Origin of the sequence: Agromyces flavus, from assembly GCF_900104685.1 — a bacterium.
Taxonomy (GTDB): Bacteria; Actinomycetota; Actinomycetes; order Actinomycetales; family Microbacteriaceae; genus Agromyces; species Agromyces flavus.
The window spans coordinates 2,217,391-2,233,467 of record NZ_LT629755.1; the positions used below are offsets into that span (position 1 = coordinate 2,217,391).

The 16,077-nt window shown below is 71.6% G+C and carries 17 protein-coding genes; 2 read left to right on the forward strand and 15 right to left on the reverse strand.

Going from position 1 to position 16,077, the window contains the following annotated elements:
* Nucleotides 1-15 precede the first annotated feature (15 nt).
* The 5 genes from BLT99_RS10420 to BLT99_RS10440 form a co-directional block, all read right to left on the reverse strand.
* Entirely contained in the window at nt 16-1,275 is a 1,260-nt protein-coding gene (locus BLT99_RS10420; RefSeq protein WP_092671945.1) for a four-carbon acid sugar kinase family protein, read from the reverse strand.
* Nucleotides 1,276-1,364: 89 nt separating this feature from the next.
* Nucleotides 1,365-2,699 (reverse strand): MFS transporter, encoded by a 1,335-nt coding sequence (locus BLT99_RS10425; protein WP_166670882.1) that lies wholly within the window; start codon nt 2,697-2,699, stop codon nt 1,365-1,367.
* A 71-nt stretch (nt 2,700-2,770) separates the two neighbouring features.
* Entirely contained in the window at nt 2,771-3,517 is a 747-nt protein-coding gene (locus tag BLT99_RS10430) for a FadR/GntR family transcriptional regulator (RefSeq protein ID WP_197675488.1), read from the reverse strand.
* Between the two features lie 88 nt (nt 3,518-3,605).
* Nucleotides 3,606-4,970, reverse strand: a complete 1,365-nt coding sequence (locus tag BLT99_RS10435) for an NAD(P)H-dependent oxidoreductase (protein ID WP_092671948.1) — start codon at nt 4,968-4,970, stop codon at nt 3,606-3,608.
* 233 nt (nt 4,971-5,203) lie between these two features.
* Nucleotides 5,204-6,127 carry an oxygenase MpaB family protein gene (locus BLT99_RS10440; RefSeq protein ID WP_092671951.1) on the reverse strand — a complete coding sequence of 308 codons (924 nt, stop codon included), beginning with the start codon at nt 6,125-6,127 and terminating at the stop codon, nt 5,204-5,206.
* Nucleotides 6,128-6,207: 80 nt separating this feature from the next.
* On the opposite strand from BLT99_RS10440, the gene BLT99_RS10445 reads away from it, so the two are divergent.
* Complete coding sequence (locus tag BLT99_RS10445; protein ID WP_092671955.1) at nt 6,208-6,660, forward strand: hypothetical protein; 453 nt, start codon at nt 6,208-6,210, stop codon at nt 6,658-6,660.
* On the opposite strand, the gene BLT99_RS10450 is transcribed toward BLT99_RS10445, so the two are convergent.
* The 3 genes from BLT99_RS10450 to BLT99_RS10460 are packed head-to-tail and all read right to left on the reverse strand — an operon-like array spanning nt 6,635 to nt 9,120.
* The gene (locus BLT99_RS10450; protein WP_229724325.1) at nt 6,635-7,114 is read right to left on the reverse strand and encodes a GNAT family N-acetyltransferase; all 480 of its coding nucleotides are present in this window, start codon (nt 7,112-7,114) and stop codon (nt 6,635-6,637) included. The genes BLT99_RS10445 and BLT99_RS10450 overlap by 26 nt on opposite strands.
* A 38-nt stretch (nt 7,115-7,152) precedes the next feature.
* Nucleotides 7,153-7,776, reverse strand: coding sequence for a GyrI-like domain-containing protein (locus tag BLT99_RS10455; protein WP_092671958.1), 624 nt, complete (start codon nt 7,774-7,776; stop codon nt 7,153-7,155).
* Between the two features lie 9 nt (nt 7,777-7,785).
* Complete coding sequence (locus tag BLT99_RS10460) at nt 7,786-9,120, reverse strand: serine hydrolase domain-containing protein (RefSeq protein ID WP_092671961.1); 1,335 nt, start codon at nt 9,118-9,120, stop codon at nt 7,786-7,788.
* A gap of 66 nt (nt 9,121-9,186) precedes the next feature.
* Between BLT99_RS10460 and BLT99_RS10465 the strand changes: the two genes are divergently transcribed.
* Nucleotides 9,187-9,612 carry a nuclear transport factor 2 family protein gene (locus BLT99_RS10465; RefSeq protein ID WP_092671964.1) on the forward strand — a complete coding sequence of 142 codons (426 nt, stop codon included), beginning with the start codon at nt 9,187-9,189 and terminating at the stop codon, nt 9,610-9,612.
* On the opposite strand, the gene BLT99_RS10470 is transcribed toward BLT99_RS10465, so the two are convergent.
* The 7 genes from BLT99_RS10470 to BLT99_RS17605 form a co-directional block, all read right to left on the reverse strand.
* A complete protein-coding gene (locus tag BLT99_RS10470) occupies nt 9,603-10,961 on the reverse strand; it encodes a hypothetical protein (RefSeq protein WP_092671967.1) in 1,359 nt (452 codons plus the stop codon). The genes BLT99_RS10465 and BLT99_RS10470 overlap by 10 nt on opposite strands.
* Complete coding sequence (locus tag BLT99_RS17765; protein WP_092671970.1) at nt 10,948-12,063, reverse strand: caspase family protein; 1,116 nt, start codon at nt 12,061-12,063, stop codon at nt 10,948-10,950. Before BLT99_RS17765 ends, BLT99_RS10470 begins: the two co-directional genes overlap by 14 nt.
* A 13-nt stretch (nt 12,064-12,076) precedes the next feature.
* On the reverse strand, nt 12,077-13,600 hold the full coding sequence (locus BLT99_RS10480; RefSeq protein WP_133988452.1) for a hypothetical protein: 1,524 nt from the start codon (nt 13,598-13,600) through the stop codon (nt 12,077-12,079).
* Nucleotides 13,601-13,784: 184 nt separating this feature from the next.
* The gene (locus tag BLT99_RS10485) at nt 13,785-14,186 is read right to left on the reverse strand and encodes a hypothetical protein (RefSeq protein WP_229724326.1); all 402 of its coding nucleotides are present in this window, start codon (nt 14,184-14,186) and stop codon (nt 13,785-13,787) included.
* A gap of 2 nt (nt 14,187-14,188) precedes the next feature.
* Nucleotides 14,189-15,064: a DNA-formamidopyrimidine glycosylase family protein gene (locus BLT99_RS10490; protein WP_092671976.1), complete on the reverse strand. Its 876-nt coding sequence runs from the start codon at nt 15,062-15,064 to the stop codon at nt 14,189-14,191.
* Nucleotides 15,065-15,140: 76 nt separating this feature from the next.
* On the reverse strand, nt 15,141-15,776 hold the full coding sequence (locus BLT99_RS10495) for a VOC family protein (RefSeq protein ID WP_229724327.1): 636 nt from the start codon (nt 15,774-15,776) through the stop codon (nt 15,141-15,143).
* A gap of 74 nt (nt 15,777-15,850) precedes the next feature.
* Nucleotides 15,851-15,994, reverse strand: coding sequence for a hypothetical protein (locus BLT99_RS17605; protein ID WP_157674977.1), 144 nt, complete (start codon nt 15,992-15,994; stop codon nt 15,851-15,853).
* Nucleotides 15,995-16,077: the final 83 nt, after the last annotated feature.

Genomic DNA, 16,077 nt, shown 5'->3' on the forward strand with positions numbered 1-16,077 from the left:
GGCAGCGCCGGCCGGTCAGGCCCGGGCGGGCGCGCGCACGCCCACGGCCTCGAGCACGCGGACGAGCGTGTCGGCTCCGCCCACGTTGCCGGGCACCACGACGTAGAGCACGTCGCGCCCGTCGTGTGCGGTCATGCGCCACGCGGAGACGCCGGGCAGCACCTGCCCGAGCACGACGGCGGCGCGCGCGCCGACGCCGGTCCGCGCGACCTCGGCCGACGTGATCCCGCCCTTGGCGACGACGACCGACACGTCCGGCAGCAGTTCTCGGACGGCGGTGGTGAGTGCGGTCATGACCCGTTCGCCGTGCGCGAGCGTGTTGTGCGACGCGGAACGCCGTCGGTCGGTCGTGACGAACGCGAGCGGCCGACGGTCGAGGCCGCTCCAGGCGGCCTCGGCCGCCGCGCGCCCGGCGGCGACGGGGTCGAGGAGCGCCGCGTCGGTGTCGATCACGGCCGGCGCGCCCCAGTCGGCGGTGACCGCGGCGAGCTGCGCCGTCGCACCCGCGGTGTGCGAGCCGCAGGCCAGCAGCACCGGGCCGCCGGTGCCGGTGAGCGGGGTCGGCAGCAGCCCGTGGCTGGCGACGCCGGCGAGCTCGGCGGCCAGCGGCGAGGCCGAACGGACGACGACGGACGTGCCCGCCGCGATCGCGGCATCCGTCGCCTCGGCGATGAGCCGGATGTCGTCATCGGTCACCGCATCGGGCAGCACCACGCTGCCGGCGGGCGCCTCGGCGAGCGCCTGCGCCAGCCGGCCGGCCCGCGCGTCGGCGAGCGGCACGTGGATGCCGCGCCGGTCGGACTTCTCGGCCACGTAGTCGACGAGCACGCCCGTGCCGAACCCGAACACGGGGTCGTCGGCGTACTCGCTCTCGTGCGCGGGCACGTCGTCGCCCGCGACGCGCACGAAGTGCACGCCGTCGCGCGTGGTGCGTCCGCCGTCGGGGAACGCCGGGACGAAGAGCATCACCGCGTCGCCGTCGAGGAACACCTCGGTCTCGGCGAACACGTGCCCGCGCAACGTCGAGTCGCCGCGCAGCACGAACCGGACATCGGCGCCCAGGCGCGAGGCGGCCGCGAGCGCATCGTCGCGGATGCGACGCGCGAGCGCGATCGCCTCGTCCTCGGGCAGCGCGCGGCTGTTCGTCTGCACGTAGACGGCATCCGAAGTGGCCAGGATCTCGGCCAGCGCCTCGGCGTCGTGGTCGAGCAGCACCGTGACGCCCGTCGCGGACTGCGTGCCGGTGGGGTCGTCGTCGAGCACGACGGTCTTCATGGTGTCTCCAGGTGGTCTCGGACGGAAGTCGGAAGCGGAGGGATGCGGGTGCGGGGCGGGAGCGACATCCGCCCCGCCCCGCACTTCGCTCAGGAGCGCTCGATGATCGCGTCGACCTCGGCGCGCTCGCGCTTGCCCCAGGTCTCGCGGGTGAGCACGGTGCCGATCAGGCCGAGCACGCCGCACGCCATGTAGACGAGCGCCACGCCGCCCCAGCCGAGGGGCACGGCGACCGCAGTCGCGATGAGCGGGATGAAGCCCGAGATCGCCGCCGAGAACTGGTAGCCGACCGAGGCGCCCGAGGAACGGGTGTTCGTGTTGAACAGCTCGGAGAACCAGGCGCCCTGCGTTCCGGCCAGCGAGTCGTGGATGATCGCCATGGCGACGACGTACACGAACACGATGAGGTACGGCAGGCCGGTGTTCACGAGCAGGAACATGGGGAACGCGAAGGCGATGAGCGCGATCGTGCCGAAGAAGTAGACCGGCTTGCGGCCGATCCGGTCGGTGAGCGAACCGAACAGGATGGTGGTGAACAGGCCCAGTGCGGCCGCGATGATGAGGCCGGTGAGCGCCGTCGCACGGTCGGTGATCGGCTCGTCGCCGCTCGTCAGGTAGGAGAGCATGTACGTGACGATCACGTAGAAGCCGCCCGACTCTGCGAGGCGCAGCGCGATGACGCGCAGGATGTTGCGCCAGTCGTTCTTGAAGACCTCCTTGAGCGGGTTCTTCACGACGAGGCCCTGCGTCTTGGTGTCGATGAACTCGGGGCTCTCGGAGACCTTCGCGCGGATGATGAGGCCGGCGATGATGAGCACCGCCGAGAGCAGGAACGGCAGGCGCCAGGCGAGCTCATTGTCGAGCGTGCTCGACCAGAGGAACACGAGGTTCGCGAGCAGCAGGCCGAGCGGCACGCCGGCCTGCGGGATGGCCGTGTATCGACCACGCTGCCTCCACGGCGCGTGCTCGAAGGTCATCAGGATGGCGCCGCCCCACTCGGCACCGAAGGCGATGCCTTGGATGACGCGGATGAGCGTCAACAGGATCGGCGCGAGCAGCCCGACCTGCGCGTACGTCGGCAGCACGCCGATCAGCACGGTCGAGATCCCCATGAGCAGGAGCGCGCCGACGAGCACCGGCTTGCGGCCGATCTTGTCGCCGAGGTACCCGCCGAGGAGGCCGCCCAGCGGCCGCATCGCGAAGCCGATGCCGAACGTGGCGAAGCCGAGCAGGACGCCGACGACCGGGTCCTCGGCGTGGAAGAACGCGTCGCTGAAGTAGAGCGCTGCGGCGGTGCCGTAGGCGAGGAAGTCGTAGTTCTCGATCGTGGTGCCGACGGCACTGCCGATCGCGGTGCGGAGCTTGTCGGGCGAGCCGTGCTCGGCCCGGACTTCGCGGGGCTCAGTTGCAGTCATGGTGGTCATGTCGGTTCATATCTCCCTTGATGTGAATCCCCGGCGGCTCTGGTGCGCCTGGGCGGGAGACGAACCGAGGGTCAACTCGGGACTTCGCTCCCGCGGTGGGGGTCGATCGTGTAGAAGCTGGTGATGTGGTTGCGGACCTCTGCGGCCGCGCGAGGCCCGTCGCGATCGACGATCGCCTGGAGGATCTCGCGGTGCTCGGCCCGCACGGTTTTCGCGGTCTCGCGCCAGTCGTCGAGCCCGGCGTACACCTCCACCATCTGGCGGTGGATCGCGGTACGCAGCGAGCCCATGAAGTGAGCGGTCAGCGCGTTCCCGGTCGATTCCGCGATCCTGACGTGGAACGCGGCGTCGAGGCGGTTGAACTCGGCGGAGTCGATGGACGGGTCATCCATGCGCTCGAGGATCGCGGCGAGTTCGCGGTGGTCGTCCTCATTCGCTCGGTAGGCGGCCTCCTCGACGCTCCAGACCTCGAGGGTCAGCCGCGTCTCGAGCACGTCCTCCCAGCTGAAGTGCGCGAGCGCGATCTGCAGCTTGAGCAGGTTGACCATGCCGTCGCCGGGCGACTGGACCAGGACGGCTCCGCCATCCGGTCCGCCGCCCACCCGGATGTCGACCAGGCCGAGCGCTTCGAGCACCCGCATGGCCTCGCGGAGCGAGGGCCGGGAGACCCCGAGCGACTGCGCCAGTTCGCGCTCGCTCGGGAGCTTGTCGCCCGCCTTCAGCCGTCCGTCGAGGATCCGCTGCTCGATCTGCGCCATGACCTGTTCGTAGGTCCGGATGCGCTGGACCGGTTCCCATCCGTCGTTCGCCGTGACCACCTGGAAGCCCCTCCGGTCGCCGGCCGAGGCCGGTCCGCGTCTCGTGTGCGTCCATCGTAGTCTCCGATGTCTGACCGTCTGACGTTGGTCAGGCAGCGGCCGCGGCGAGGTGCTCGGCGCGGAACTCCGCCTCGAGCTGGCGGCGGATCTGGACCGCGAACTGGGACTCGTCGAGCTGCACGTCGTCCCACGAGACGATCTGGTCCTTCGGGACGTCGCGGATGAGCTTCGCGCCATGGGCCAGGCCGAGCGGCAGTGCGCTGCGCTCGAGCGACGTGGCCGCGGGAGCGAGCTTGCCGAACACCGTGAAGCCGCCCTCGCCGTCGAGCGTGTCGCCGGCGCGCAAGTCGCGCTTGGCGGTCGTCACGACGTCGCCGCGGAAGCCGGTCGGCGCACCGGTCGCCTCACCACGCGTGACCGCGGCGGCGATCGAGACCCCGAGCTCGAGGCCGATCATGTGGTACGGCCGGTAGAGCGAGCCGTAGCGGCCGGTCTCGTCGGTGTGCACGCCGTACTCGGCGAAGCACTGCACGGCGTAGTCGGTGACCGCCTCGAACGTGACGTACACGCCCCAGCGGAGGTTGTCGGGCACCTCGCGCCCGTCGCGGTACATGCTCGAGGCGATCTCGACCGTGCCGCGCCGCGAGAGCGAGCCGCCGAGCGATCGCTCGCGGAACACGGTGGGCAGGTCGTCCTTGCTCGCGGCGGGGAAGAGCAGGCCCTCGTCCTGGGGCAGCAGGCCGGTGCCGTTCGCGACGGCGGCCATCTCGATGGCCGACTTGGTGCCGTCGAGGAACGAGTTGAACATCTTCGGGTTGTAGTCGCCCGACGCGAGCTGCTCGTCGGTGAAGCCGTAGTAGTTCCACACCGTGTCGGGCGTGGAGTAGTTGTACTCGGGCAGGTACTTGGTGCCCTTGCCCGCGGCGACGACGTCGAAGCCGACCGTGCGGCACCAGTCGACGAGCTCGCAGATGAGGGCGGGCTGGTCGCCGTACGCCATCGAGTAGACGACGCCAGCGTCCTGAGCGCGGCGCTGCAGGATCGGGCCGACCATGCAGTCGGCCTCGACGTTGACCATGATGACGTGCTTGCCGTGGTCGATCGCGGTGACCGCGTGGTACGTGCCGACGAGCGGGTTGCCGGTGATCTCGAGCACGACCTCGACGCTCGGGTGCGTGATGAGCGCGGTCGAGTCGTCGATGACGGCGGTGCCGCCGGTGCGCACGGCGTCGTCGAGGGATGCCGCGGCGTACCGCTCGGCCGGCCAGCCGGTGCGCGCCAGCGCGTCCTTGGCCTTCGGCACGTTGATGTCGGCGACGCCGACGACGTGGATGTTGCTGCTGCCGACGGCCTGCGTCAGGAACATCGACGAGAACTTTCCGGCCCCGATGACGCCGACCCGGATCGGGCCCGCTTCGGCGGTGCGCTGCTGCATGAGCGAGAACAGGTTCACGGACCCTACCCCTTTGTATCGATCGTCCGGCCGTGCCGGTGGTGGAACATTAGATGGTCTGACCATCTGAGGGACGAACGTACGACATTGCTCCCCCACTGTCAAGTCGGCTGCGGAAATTCGAGCTCATCGCCGCCCGAGTTGCCGGTTGCGCCGGGTCAGCACGCCTCGCACCGGGCGAAAGTGGCAACTCGCCGGCAGGCGGACGCGCGAGCGGATGGCGCGCGCGAGCGTCAGCTCGCGTCGGCCGCCGACACCTCGAGTCGCCCGATGCGCTGACGCGCGTGCCGCTCGCTCGGCGAGACGCGCCCGAGCACGCGCTCGCCGGTCGCGAGCACCAAGCGCGTGAGCGTGATCGCCGGCCACCACGGCCGTCGGAGCCCCAGCAGGCGGCGGTACCGCGGGTCGAGCGACGCGACGGCGCCGCCGAACAGGATCGGATAGAGCCATCCGGTGAGCCCCGGCAGCCCCGGCCGGCGGATGAACCGCACCGCCGCGACCACGCGCTCATCGACCTTCGCGTCGCGCACGTACGCGTCGAGCTCGGCGTGCAGGTCTGTCACGGTCGTGGGCGGATCCTCCACGCCCATCAGCCGCCCGGCCTGCGCCCACTCGCGCACGTAGGCGTCGGGTCCGCCCGGGATCGGTCGCCCCCAGACCTGATGCGCGCCGATGAAGGCCTCGGTGAACGCGTCGTGCACCCAGCGCAGCAGGTCCTGGTCGTTGGCGGCGTACGGGCGGGTCTCGCCCGCGGCATCCGTGTAGGTGCCCCGCACGCGTCCGTGCAGCCGAGTCACGAAGGCGCACGCCTCGGTCGCCTGGCGACGGTCGCCGAACGTCGTCGTCGCGACCCAGCGGATGGTGCCGTCGAGCCGTCCGAGCGGGTCCTCGCGGTAGCGCGAGTGGTCGTGGACGCCCGCCATCGCGCCGGGATGCAACGTCTGGAGCAGCAACGCCCGGATGCCGGCGACGAGCGTCGGCAGTGCGCCGTTGACCGCCCACACGGCGCTGCCCGGACCGAAGAACCCGGGGTCGTCGCCCTCGGCGAGCGCGCGCGTCCAGGCGGGGAGCTCGTCGTCGGGTTGCGTCGTGCGACCGCGGACGCGCACCCGCGGACGCGGGGTCGCGCGCGACGTCTCGGCGGTCGACGAGGCCATGCCTCCGACCGTAACCCTGCCGGGCGGCGCCGTGGCTGGAGATCCGCCGCGAACGGCGCCGCGATCGCTACGCTGTGCCCGTGACGACGTCGATGTCCGGAACGGGTTGGAGCAGCCACTGGGCGGTGCGGGCGATCTGGGCGGCGGTCGCCATCGCGGCCGGGCCGGTGATCATCGTGGCCGAACTGTTCCACGGATTCGGCGCCATCGGTTCGCCGAACGCGCACCCGTGGGCCGAGCCGCTCGCACTGATGGCGACGCTGGCAAGCCTCGCCGCCGGTGTCGGAGGGATCGCGCTCGGCGGCCGTTGGTGGACAGCGCTCCTCGTCGCCTCACCCGGGCTGCTGCACCTGGTCATGCACGGCGGAGGTCAGACGCCGGCCTTGCTCGCGCTCTTGGTGACGCCGATCCTCGCCCCGCTCGGCGTCGCCCTCGCGATGACGCCCCGCCGCGACGACGAGCAGGACGAAGACGAGGACGACGAGGACGACGAGGAAGAGGCCGGCGCTATCCCTCCAGCTCCAGCGTCATGAACACGCTGTGCGGGTCGAGCACGTAGTCGCCGAACGGTCCGCACTCCCGGAAGCCGTACCGCTGGTACAGCGTGCGCGCCGGGCGGAAGAAGTCCTGCGACCCGGTCTCGAGGCTCACGCGACCGTATCCGCGGCGGGCCGCCTCGGCCAGCACGTGCTCGAGCAGGCGCGCACCCAGTCCGCGCCCGCGCGACTCGGCATCCGTGCGCATCGACTTCAGCTCGCCGTGCCCGGGGTCGAGCTCCTTCAGTGCGACGCAGCCCAGGATGTCACCGCCCTCGGCGATCGTCCAGAACGTGACCTCGGGCACCTCGAGTCCCGACACGTCGAGCGCGTGCACGCTCTCGGGCGGCGACGTCGCGAACATGTCGTCGAGATGGTCGCGCAGCAGGCGGAGCACGCGCTCATCGGCGAGGTCGCCGCGTTCGATGGTGATGGAGGCGGGGGTCGTCACCCGTCCATTCTCTCGGACGGCGCTCGCCGCTCCGAACGTCAGGCCGGCCGGACGGGCTGGCGGAGGACCGTCTTGAGCTTCTCGGGCGCCGTGCGCCGCGGGTCGCTCAGGTAGATCTCGTGGTGGTCGCCGGCGAAGGTGAGGCCGTGCTGCGGCATCCACTCGTCGTGCAGGCGCGCCAGCGTCGGGCCTTCGTCGTCGTACGAGCCGAGGTGCAGGATCTGCACGGCCGACCCCTCGTCCAGCTCGCGCAGCTCGACGAGGTCGAGACCCGGCCGATCGCCCTTCGCGCGGGCGGCCGCGATCGCGTCGGCCACGAGCGCCTCGTCGATCCAGTCGGGCTGGGCGATGAGCATCGTCCAGTCCCACGCCGACTTCTCGCGGGTCACGAAGGTCGCCGGGTCGTCGGCGCGCCACAGCCCCTCGAGCGGGCCGACGACGAAGTCGCGTCCGAGTTCGCGCTTGCTGCGGAACTTGACCGCGTAGGCGACGGCATAGAGCGCCTCGACCGCCTCGGCGTAGGCGGGAGCGGTGTTCGGATCGCCGTGCCCGTCGATCGCGAGGTACCGCATCGGCGGCACCTCGACCAGGGTGAAGTCCCGAGCGGATGGCGCATACAGCTCGCGGTATATGCGCTTGAGGTCGACCTTCTCGTCGGGCATGGCTGCAGGCTACAGCGCCGCGATCGCGTCCTCCACGAGCTGCACGACGGACTCGTCCTCGCTCGCCTCGGGGGTGAATCCCATTCGCAGCACGACGAGCTGCTCGGACGGCACGATGAGCATCTTCTGTCCGTCGTGCCCGGCGGCGTAGTAGGTGTCGGCGGGCAGCTCGGGCCAGCGCAGCGATCCGTCGGGCATCGTGTTGGTGCGCCATCCCATGCCGTAGCCGGGGTCGTCGGTCTCGTCGACGTCGGTGACGGTGAGGCTCTGCAGCATCCAGTCCCGCGGCAGCAGTTGCTCGCCGTTCCACTCGCCGTTCTGCAGCGCGAACTGCCCGATCGCGGCCCAGTCCCGCGGAGTCGCCCACACGTACGACGAGCACACGGGCGTGCCCGAGGCATCCGGTTCGAGCACCGCCGAGGTGAGCCCGAGCGGGCCGAGCAGCTCCTGCCGCGGCAGGTCGGCATCCACGCCGGTGCGTTCGGTGAGGATGTCGCAGAGCAGCGTGGTGCTGCCGCTCGAGTACAGCTGCACCGCGCCCGGCTCGTGCGCGAGGGGCAGGCTGGCGACGTAGTCGCCCATGTCGGGCTCGAGGTACAGCATGCGCGTGATGGGCGTGCCGAGGTCGTAGGTCTCGTCCCAATCGAGGCCGCTGGTCATGCGCAGCAACTGCTCGATCGTGATGTCTGCGCGCTCGTCCGTCCACTCGGGGCGCAGGTGGTCGTCGTCGAGCGAGACGACGCCCTGCTCGACCAGCACGCCGGCGAGCAGGCTCGCGACGCTCTTCGACATCGACCAGCCGAGCTGCCGGGTGTCGGCGTCGAAGCCCTCGGCGTAGCGTTCGGCCACGAGCTCGCCGTCCTTCACGATGACGACGGCGCGCGTGCCGAGCACGTCGGCGAGGATCTCGTCGTCATCGGCGAATGCCGCGGCCATCGCGTCATCGAGCGCCGGGTTCGGCGCCGGCGCGGGGACGTCGGTGAACGGGTTCGCTCCCGCATCGATGGCGGATGCCTCGCCGAGGTCGGGTCGCGACGGCGCGAGCGTGCAGCCGAAGCCCTCGGCGTACCACGCCTTCTGCCGCGCGAGCGCCCCGAGCAGCGAACCGGTCGTCGGATCGCCCGCACCGTCGACGCGGAGGTAGGGGACGAGCGGGTTCGGCGGCAGGTCGGTCTCGGGGTCGTCGCGGCCGGTGACCTCGGTCACGGCGCACGCGTTGTGCGCCGCGTATCCCGTTCCGGTGAGCAGGATCGGCTGCTGCCAGAGGGAGACGCCGGTGAACGCGGCGATGACGACCAGCACGAGGACGGCGACGACGGCGACGACGCGGCGGAGGATGCGCACCAGCGGATGCTAGCAGCGAGCGGCGCGGTCATTGTGTCTCGCGCCCGGCGGGAGGATCCTGAACGCATGAGCGAGCGCGATGAGTTCCTGGCGTGGGTGCAAGGCGACCTGGTGAACGCCGAGCGGGCGATGATGAGCGGCGACGACAATCCACGCCGTGCGATCTGGTCGCGCGTGCCGCCCGTGAGCGTACTGGGCGCGTGGAAGAACGCCGTCGGGCGCGAGGAGCTCATCGAGGCCTTCGAGGTGCTCGCCGGGAGCTTCTCGGACTGCACCGATTGGAACCTCGAGCTCATCTCGTACGACGTCGTGGGCGACATGGCCTACACCGTGGGCTTCGAGCGCATGACCGCGTCGATCGACGGGCGCCCGCGCACCTTCACGCTGCGCGCGACGCAGGTGTACCGCAAGGAGGATGGCGACTGGCGCGTCGTCCACCGCCACGCCGACGCGGTGTCCCGGCCGGGCGCCGTGGAGCCCGCTCAGCCGTAGAGGTTCGCCAGGCTCCGCTCCACCAGCGCGGTCGGCACCTCGAGCCGGTGCGCGATCTCCTCCGCGCCCAGCGCGGCCGCAGCCTCGTGCGCCGGGAGCTCGAGGCGGGGCGCGGCCTCCACGACGACCTCCTCGACGCGGCGCATGACGGTCGGCGAGACCGGCTCGGCGGCCGCCGTCGCGGGCGCGGCTCCCGGCGCCGGCGGCATCATGGGCAGTTCGTCGAACCCTGCCTCGGCGGGAAGTTCAAGCGGGCGCCACAGCAGCCAGGGCCGGCACGCGTACCGCTCCCCCGAGGCGGTCTCGACGAGCGATCCAGCAGGGATCACGTCGGGGTCGTCGCGATCGGCGGCGAGCAGCAGGTCCATGCAGGCGCTCAGCATGGGGGGCACATCGGCGGACCCGGCGACCCCGCTCTCGGACACGGCCCGCCCGAGTGCGAGCACGTCGGGCACGTCGCCGAGCTCGTCGTGCAGTCGGCGCACGGTGTCGGCGACGCGTGATCGCGTGCGGTCGGATGTCGCGTCCGCACGGGTCGCGAGCGCGGCCGCCGCGAACAGCCGGGCGGTCAGGGGCGTCCGCGCCGAGAGCATCCGCTCGGCGTCCTCGAGCGACGCGCGACGCGCTCCGCGACGGAGGATCGACAGTGCCCGTTCGACGGTCTCGGTCTGCGATCGGTAGGGGTCGTAGGCGCGCGTCCGCGCGAGCAGGTGCATCGACATGCCCGCGACATCCGGCCCGCCCTGGCCCTGCGGCACGAACAGCACCGTCTTGCGGTCGGGCGCCGCCCACGCGGTGTGCTCAGCAGGCTGCGCGCCGATCCGCGTCCAGCGCACGCGGTAGGCGCCGGGATCGAGGTCGACGCGCCATCCGACTGCACGGGGCGGCTGCACGTGCGGATCGAAGGTGGGAGCAGGGAGCGCGATGGGCGCGCCATCCCAGTCGGTGATCTCGGGCGACTGCTCGAGCGGCGCCATCTCGTGTCCCCTGAGCCCGCGCAGCACGATGATGAGGGCCGACGCCCCCGCGGGCGGTCTCGCCCGACTGAGCTCGTGCGCGAGCTCGCCGTGGGTCTCGTTCGCCGTCGGGAAGCGCGAAACGGGTGCGGCCGGCGCGAGCGGCACCTCGAGCGACACGTCGTTGGAACTGCCCGGACGCACGAGCAGGTCATGCGACACGCTCGTGCCCTCGAGACCGCTCACCACCGTGTAGGCACCCGGCGGCAGCGTGACCTGCACCGCGCCCACGCCCTTGGCGTCGGGCACCGGGCGCAGGTAGGCGTCGAGCACCTGGATGTCGGCGCCGGGGGCGGTGACGTGCAGCGAGCCGCGCGCTTCAGACTTCGACATCGCGCCCCTCCCCCGTGATCGTGAAGACGCCGTCGTTCGCGAATCCGGTGGTGTGCATGGCCTTGCCGGCGTGCTGCAGGTACCACGTGCCGTCGTAGAGCCAGACGGTCCACGGGCCGTCCGCCGGATCCCAGCGCTGCGTGGTGCCGTCGGGTGCCACCAGCTCGACCATGCCCCGCGGCCGGCGCCGGAACGTGATGCGCACCTTGCGGGGATCGCGTCCGGGCGGCGGCGGCGACCCGCCGTCCGGCGCCGGCGCGGGCGCCCGCCTCGGCTGGCCGAAGGTGAGCGAGCCGCTCACGACCGGCTCGGGCACCGACTGCTGGCGCCCCGGCCCGAGGCCGGCGGTGCGATCGGTGACGATCCGCCGTGCGTACGCGATGAGCGCGTCCGACGTGACCAGCCCCGTCTCAGGATCGGCGGCCGCGCCGTTCAGTCCTTGCATGAGCGCGTAGCTGAAGTGTCCGCGCCACTCGTCGGCATCGGACGTGACGTCCTCGAACGAGAGCTCTCCCGAACTCGTCGCGAGTGCCAGCAGGAACCGGACCGCCTCGGGCGCGCGCCCGGCGCGACCGAACCCCGGCGACCCGGGTTCGGCGAGCAGCTCGAATCCGCGGCAGCAGTCCGCGAAGATGCACACCTCCGCGAACAGCCCGTCGCGGCGGAACCAGTCGAGGTAGCGGCCGAGGTCGAGGTTGGTGGGCCGGTCGAGTTCGGCCTTCGCGTCGAGGAGCGCCGCGTCCCCGCCGCCGGGCATGATGCCGTGGCCGGCCACGAACAGGTAGAGGCGCGACTGCTTGCGGAGCTCGGTGCGGTGCTCCTCGGGCGCGGCGTCGAGCTTCGCGCGCAGCGCCTTGTACGACTCCCAGAGGGCGTCGTCGATGAGCTCCTTCGTGGGCCGCGCCTCGCCGAGGCTCTTCGGGAACGGCCGCTGCGTCGTGACGAGCCGCACGTTCTCCTTCGGCAGGCCGCCCTGGCGTGCCGCGGTCAGCCACACCGCGAACGCACGCGCGTCGGCCACTGGTCCCTTCAACTCCCGGTACCCGCCCGGATAGCGGTTGATGCCGACGACGACGCCGTAGTGGTACGGATTCGCGCTCACGGCCTCCCCCGTATCACCAATCCCGCACCATCATCGTCACGCTCTCGATGACGGATGGCTCGTTGTCGAACGCGCCATGGCTGAGGGCCTTCGCCCGGAACCCCGGGAGCGCGTCATCCTTGCTCGGAGAGAGCACGACCCGGTCCTTCACCCCGAGATAGGTGCGGGTCTCCGAGAGCAGCGCGGACTTCTTGAGCGGCGATGCGAGGACGCGCTTGAGGTCGTCGTCCTCGGTGGCCGCGAGATAGCGCGAGAGCCCGATCAACGGCACGAGCGCCGACTTCTCGTCGCCGTCGCGCTCGAGCGCGCCCGAGACCAGGTAGAGCAGCGAGCGCGGGTAGACGGCGCCGGCGACCCGGTCGGCGCGCTCGCTCGTGTCGTCCATCGTGAAGATGCGCAAGCGCTCGACCATCGGCTCGGCGAGCGCGAGCGTCTCGGCGAAGTGCGTGGTGGTGGCGGCCGGCGCGAGCAGCACCACCTGGAACTTCGTCATCTCGGGCAGCGGCGTCTCGTCCTCGCGTCGGCGGCGGGCGACATCCCGCAGCAGGTTGTCGATGAAGACCGCGCCGGTCGAGTGGCCCACCAGCGAGATCTTGACGCTGCCGTCGTCGGGCAGATGCTTCGCGAGCGCGTCGAGGAAGAGGCGCCCGCCGCGGTCGCCTCCGGACCTGAACGTGTCCTCGGTCTCCTTCTTCATCGCGTTCCAGAGCGCGCCGCCGACCTCGCCGACGTAGAACGCACGCAGCAGCTCGTCGACCACGGTCGGGTAGACGCCCGCGTCGGTGCCGTTGCGGAACCGGGCCACGACCGCGGTGAGCACTTGGAACGCCTTCCGAGCGAGCGCGATGATGCTGAGGTCGCCGCGCGCCCCGCCCGCTGCGACGCCCTCGCCGATCTCGTCGAGCACGTCGTCGTCCATGCGCGTCGGCTTCGGTGGCACGTCGGGCACGCCGCGCGAGCCGTCCTGGTTCATCGGCTTGTCGCGTGCGGCGAAGGCCCCGGCGAGCGCCCGGTTGAGCTCGGTGTCGATGCGGATGTCGCGCTCGAACGCCTCCTCGTCGGCCTTCGTCAGCTCGGCGGTCCCCTCGGTCGACTCACCCGCGAACGGTTCCTCGCCGGTCTCGGGCGCCTCGAGCCGTCGCCGCTGCGCGAGCTGGTCTCGGAGCTCGGCCTCGGTGGGCAGCGCCGTCCCGCGGCTGCCCTCGGGGGCGCGCGCCTTGCCGACGGCCCACGACACCACGCGCTTGAGGAGCCGCTCGAAGAGGTCCTCCTTGGCGATCTCGAACAGGTTGTTGCGGATGATCTCGAGCCAGCCGGACCGCCAGACGAAGAAGACCGGATACGCGCCGACGTCGGTGAACTCCGTCGAGAGGCGTTTCGCGGTCGCGGTGCCGGCCGCCTCGGGCACGAGCCCGCCGTGGAAGTACACGACGATGCGACCCTTGGCGACGGCCTCGCGGACCATCTCGTCGATGTCGGCGGCGGACAGGCCTTCGAGCTCGCCGTCCTTGCCCGTGCGGATGATGTGTTCGGCCATCGTCGGCCCCTCCCCCCGGAGCACTTCGGCCCGTCGCGGGCGGACGAGCGTCGCGGCGCGCGAACGCGCCGAGGAGTTCACCGTCCCAACGTGAGCCGACCTCACTTGGACCGAGCGTACTGCTGCGCGACCGTGCCCCTCCACCCCCGTTCCGGTGGGATTCTGCGCACGTCACCCCCCGCGCTCAGCGGCCGAGCAGGCCGTTCAGCCAACCCGGCCCCGCGATGAGCGCGTCGACGTCGACGAGTCGCGCGCGAAGGCCGCGGTCGGCGGTGACGACGAGCACCCGGGCGCCGGATGCCGCGGCGTCGCCGGCCGCGTCGACGATGGCGTCGTCGCCGGCTGCCGGTGCGCGCACGACCTCGACACCCTCGGGCGCGCCGGCGGCCCTGGCGGCACCCTCGACCACCGCGACGATGCGCTCGATGCGGACGCGTCCATCCGGCCCGTCGACTTCCCGCCCCGCGAGGCCGGGCAGCCCGGTGAGCAGCCGCGTGGCGGCACCGGCTCGGTCGCGCCACCAACCATCGGGGCGTGAGCCCATGACGTTCGCGACGTCGACGACCAGGACGACCGGCTGCGCCACGCTCACGCCTCGCGGAGCGGCAGCACCGCGCCATCCGTCTGGCAGGTCGGACAGTACTGCGCCGTCGTGCTGCCGAACGTGAAGTCGCGGATGGTGTCGCCGCACCGCGGGCAGGGTTCGCCCGCGAGTCCGTGCACGCGCATGGCCGCGACTTTCGCACCCTTGAGCTTGTCGATCGGGATGCCGCGGCGTGCGTCGATCGCGGAGCGGATCTCGTCGACGGTCACCCGGTAGAGCCGCTCCCGCTCGTCGTCGGCGAGCGCCGCCGCGTGCCCGACCGGTGAGACCTTCGCCGCGTGCAGGATCTCGTCGGAGTACGCGTTGCCGATGCCCGCGAGCGACTCCTGCTCCTGCAGCACCGCCTTCACCTGCTTTCGGCGACCCACGGTGGCGGCGTCGAAGTCGGCCTGCGAGAACTCGTCGGCGGCAGGGTCGGGGCCGAGCTTGGCGACGGCCGGCACCTCGAACGGATCGTCGACGATCCATCCGCCGAGCGAGACGAAGTCACCCGCGTCGGTCAGCAGGAGCGTGCGCCCGTCGTCGAACGTGATCTCGACGAGCGCCGGAGGTGGCGGCTCGTCGGCCGCGGTCGTGGCGGCGCCGGCGTCGTCGGCGTCGTCGCCGTCATCGGCCCACCGCGCCCAGCCGTGCCGGCCGAGCGACACGACGAGATGCCCGGCTTCGCCGTCGAGGGCGAGGTCGATGAGCTTGCCGTGCCGCGTCACACGGGCGATCTTCCCGCCGACGAGCGAGGTCAGCGGCCTGGCTCGCGTCTTGGTGACGCGGAACTCGATGACGTCGACGTCGGTGATGGTACGACCGGCCAGCGCCGCATCGAGTTCTTCAGCCAGGATCTGCACCTCGGGCGACTCGGGCATGCGGCCAGCATCGCACGACCCGCCGACGTGCGGACACCCCTGATTGTGAGCGTCCGACCGGCGCGGGTCACGTCGGTCACTCGGATGCCGCACCCCAGGCGAACCCGTCCGGGTCGGTGAATGCTCCCCCATCACCGTTGAGCCGCACGCGGTGGGAACCGGTCCCCTCCGCCGCGACACCGGCGGCCTTGGCGAGCGCACGTCGCTTGTAGAGGCCGAGGCCGATCGGGCTGGAGGGCGTCGCGAAGTCGACGTAGCTGCCGAAGCTCTTCGCGACCGCGAGGCCGCGCTCGACGTAGAAGCGCTTGCTCGCGCCGACGTCGTCGACCCCGAGCAGCATGACGATGTGGTCGATCGTGCGCGTGGCCGGACCGGTGTCCTTCTTGTTCGAGGTGGCGATCTGCCAGATGGTTCCGTCGGGCGCCTGCACGACGCCGCCGAAGCCCCAGAGGGACTTCTCGGTGGGCTTCACGACGGTAGCGCCGGCGGCGACCGCGGAGTCGAACAGGGCCGTCACGTCGGCCGGCTGCGAGGTGATGAGCGACACGGTGAACCCGCGGAAGCCGCTCGTCGCGGCATCCGATGGGACCGTGTGCACCTGCTCGCCGAGCCCGAAGGCGTCGGCGTAGAAACGGCGTGCGGCCTCGGGGTCGTCGACCTTGACGGTGATGGAGTCGATCGTGGTGATGGTGGCGGAGTCGGTGGTGTTCATGTCCTCGACGGTAGGCGCGGCGAGGACGCGCTCGCTTCTCGATTCCTGCTCGACCTGCGGGGCGCGCGCCGGGCTCACCACTCGACGCGATTGCCTTCGCCGCACGCCGCTGTGTTGCTGCTCCAGTCGGGCGGTGCCGGCACGTACCGGTGACACACCTCGCCGCCGAGGTAGACGGCGCCGTACTCGCCCTCGTCCTCCTCGAGCTCGATCGACATGACGACGAACGGGCCGTCCGGGCCGAGACGCGCTCGATGTGCTTGGTGTTGCCATCCCAGACCGTCAGGTCCAGCTCGACCTC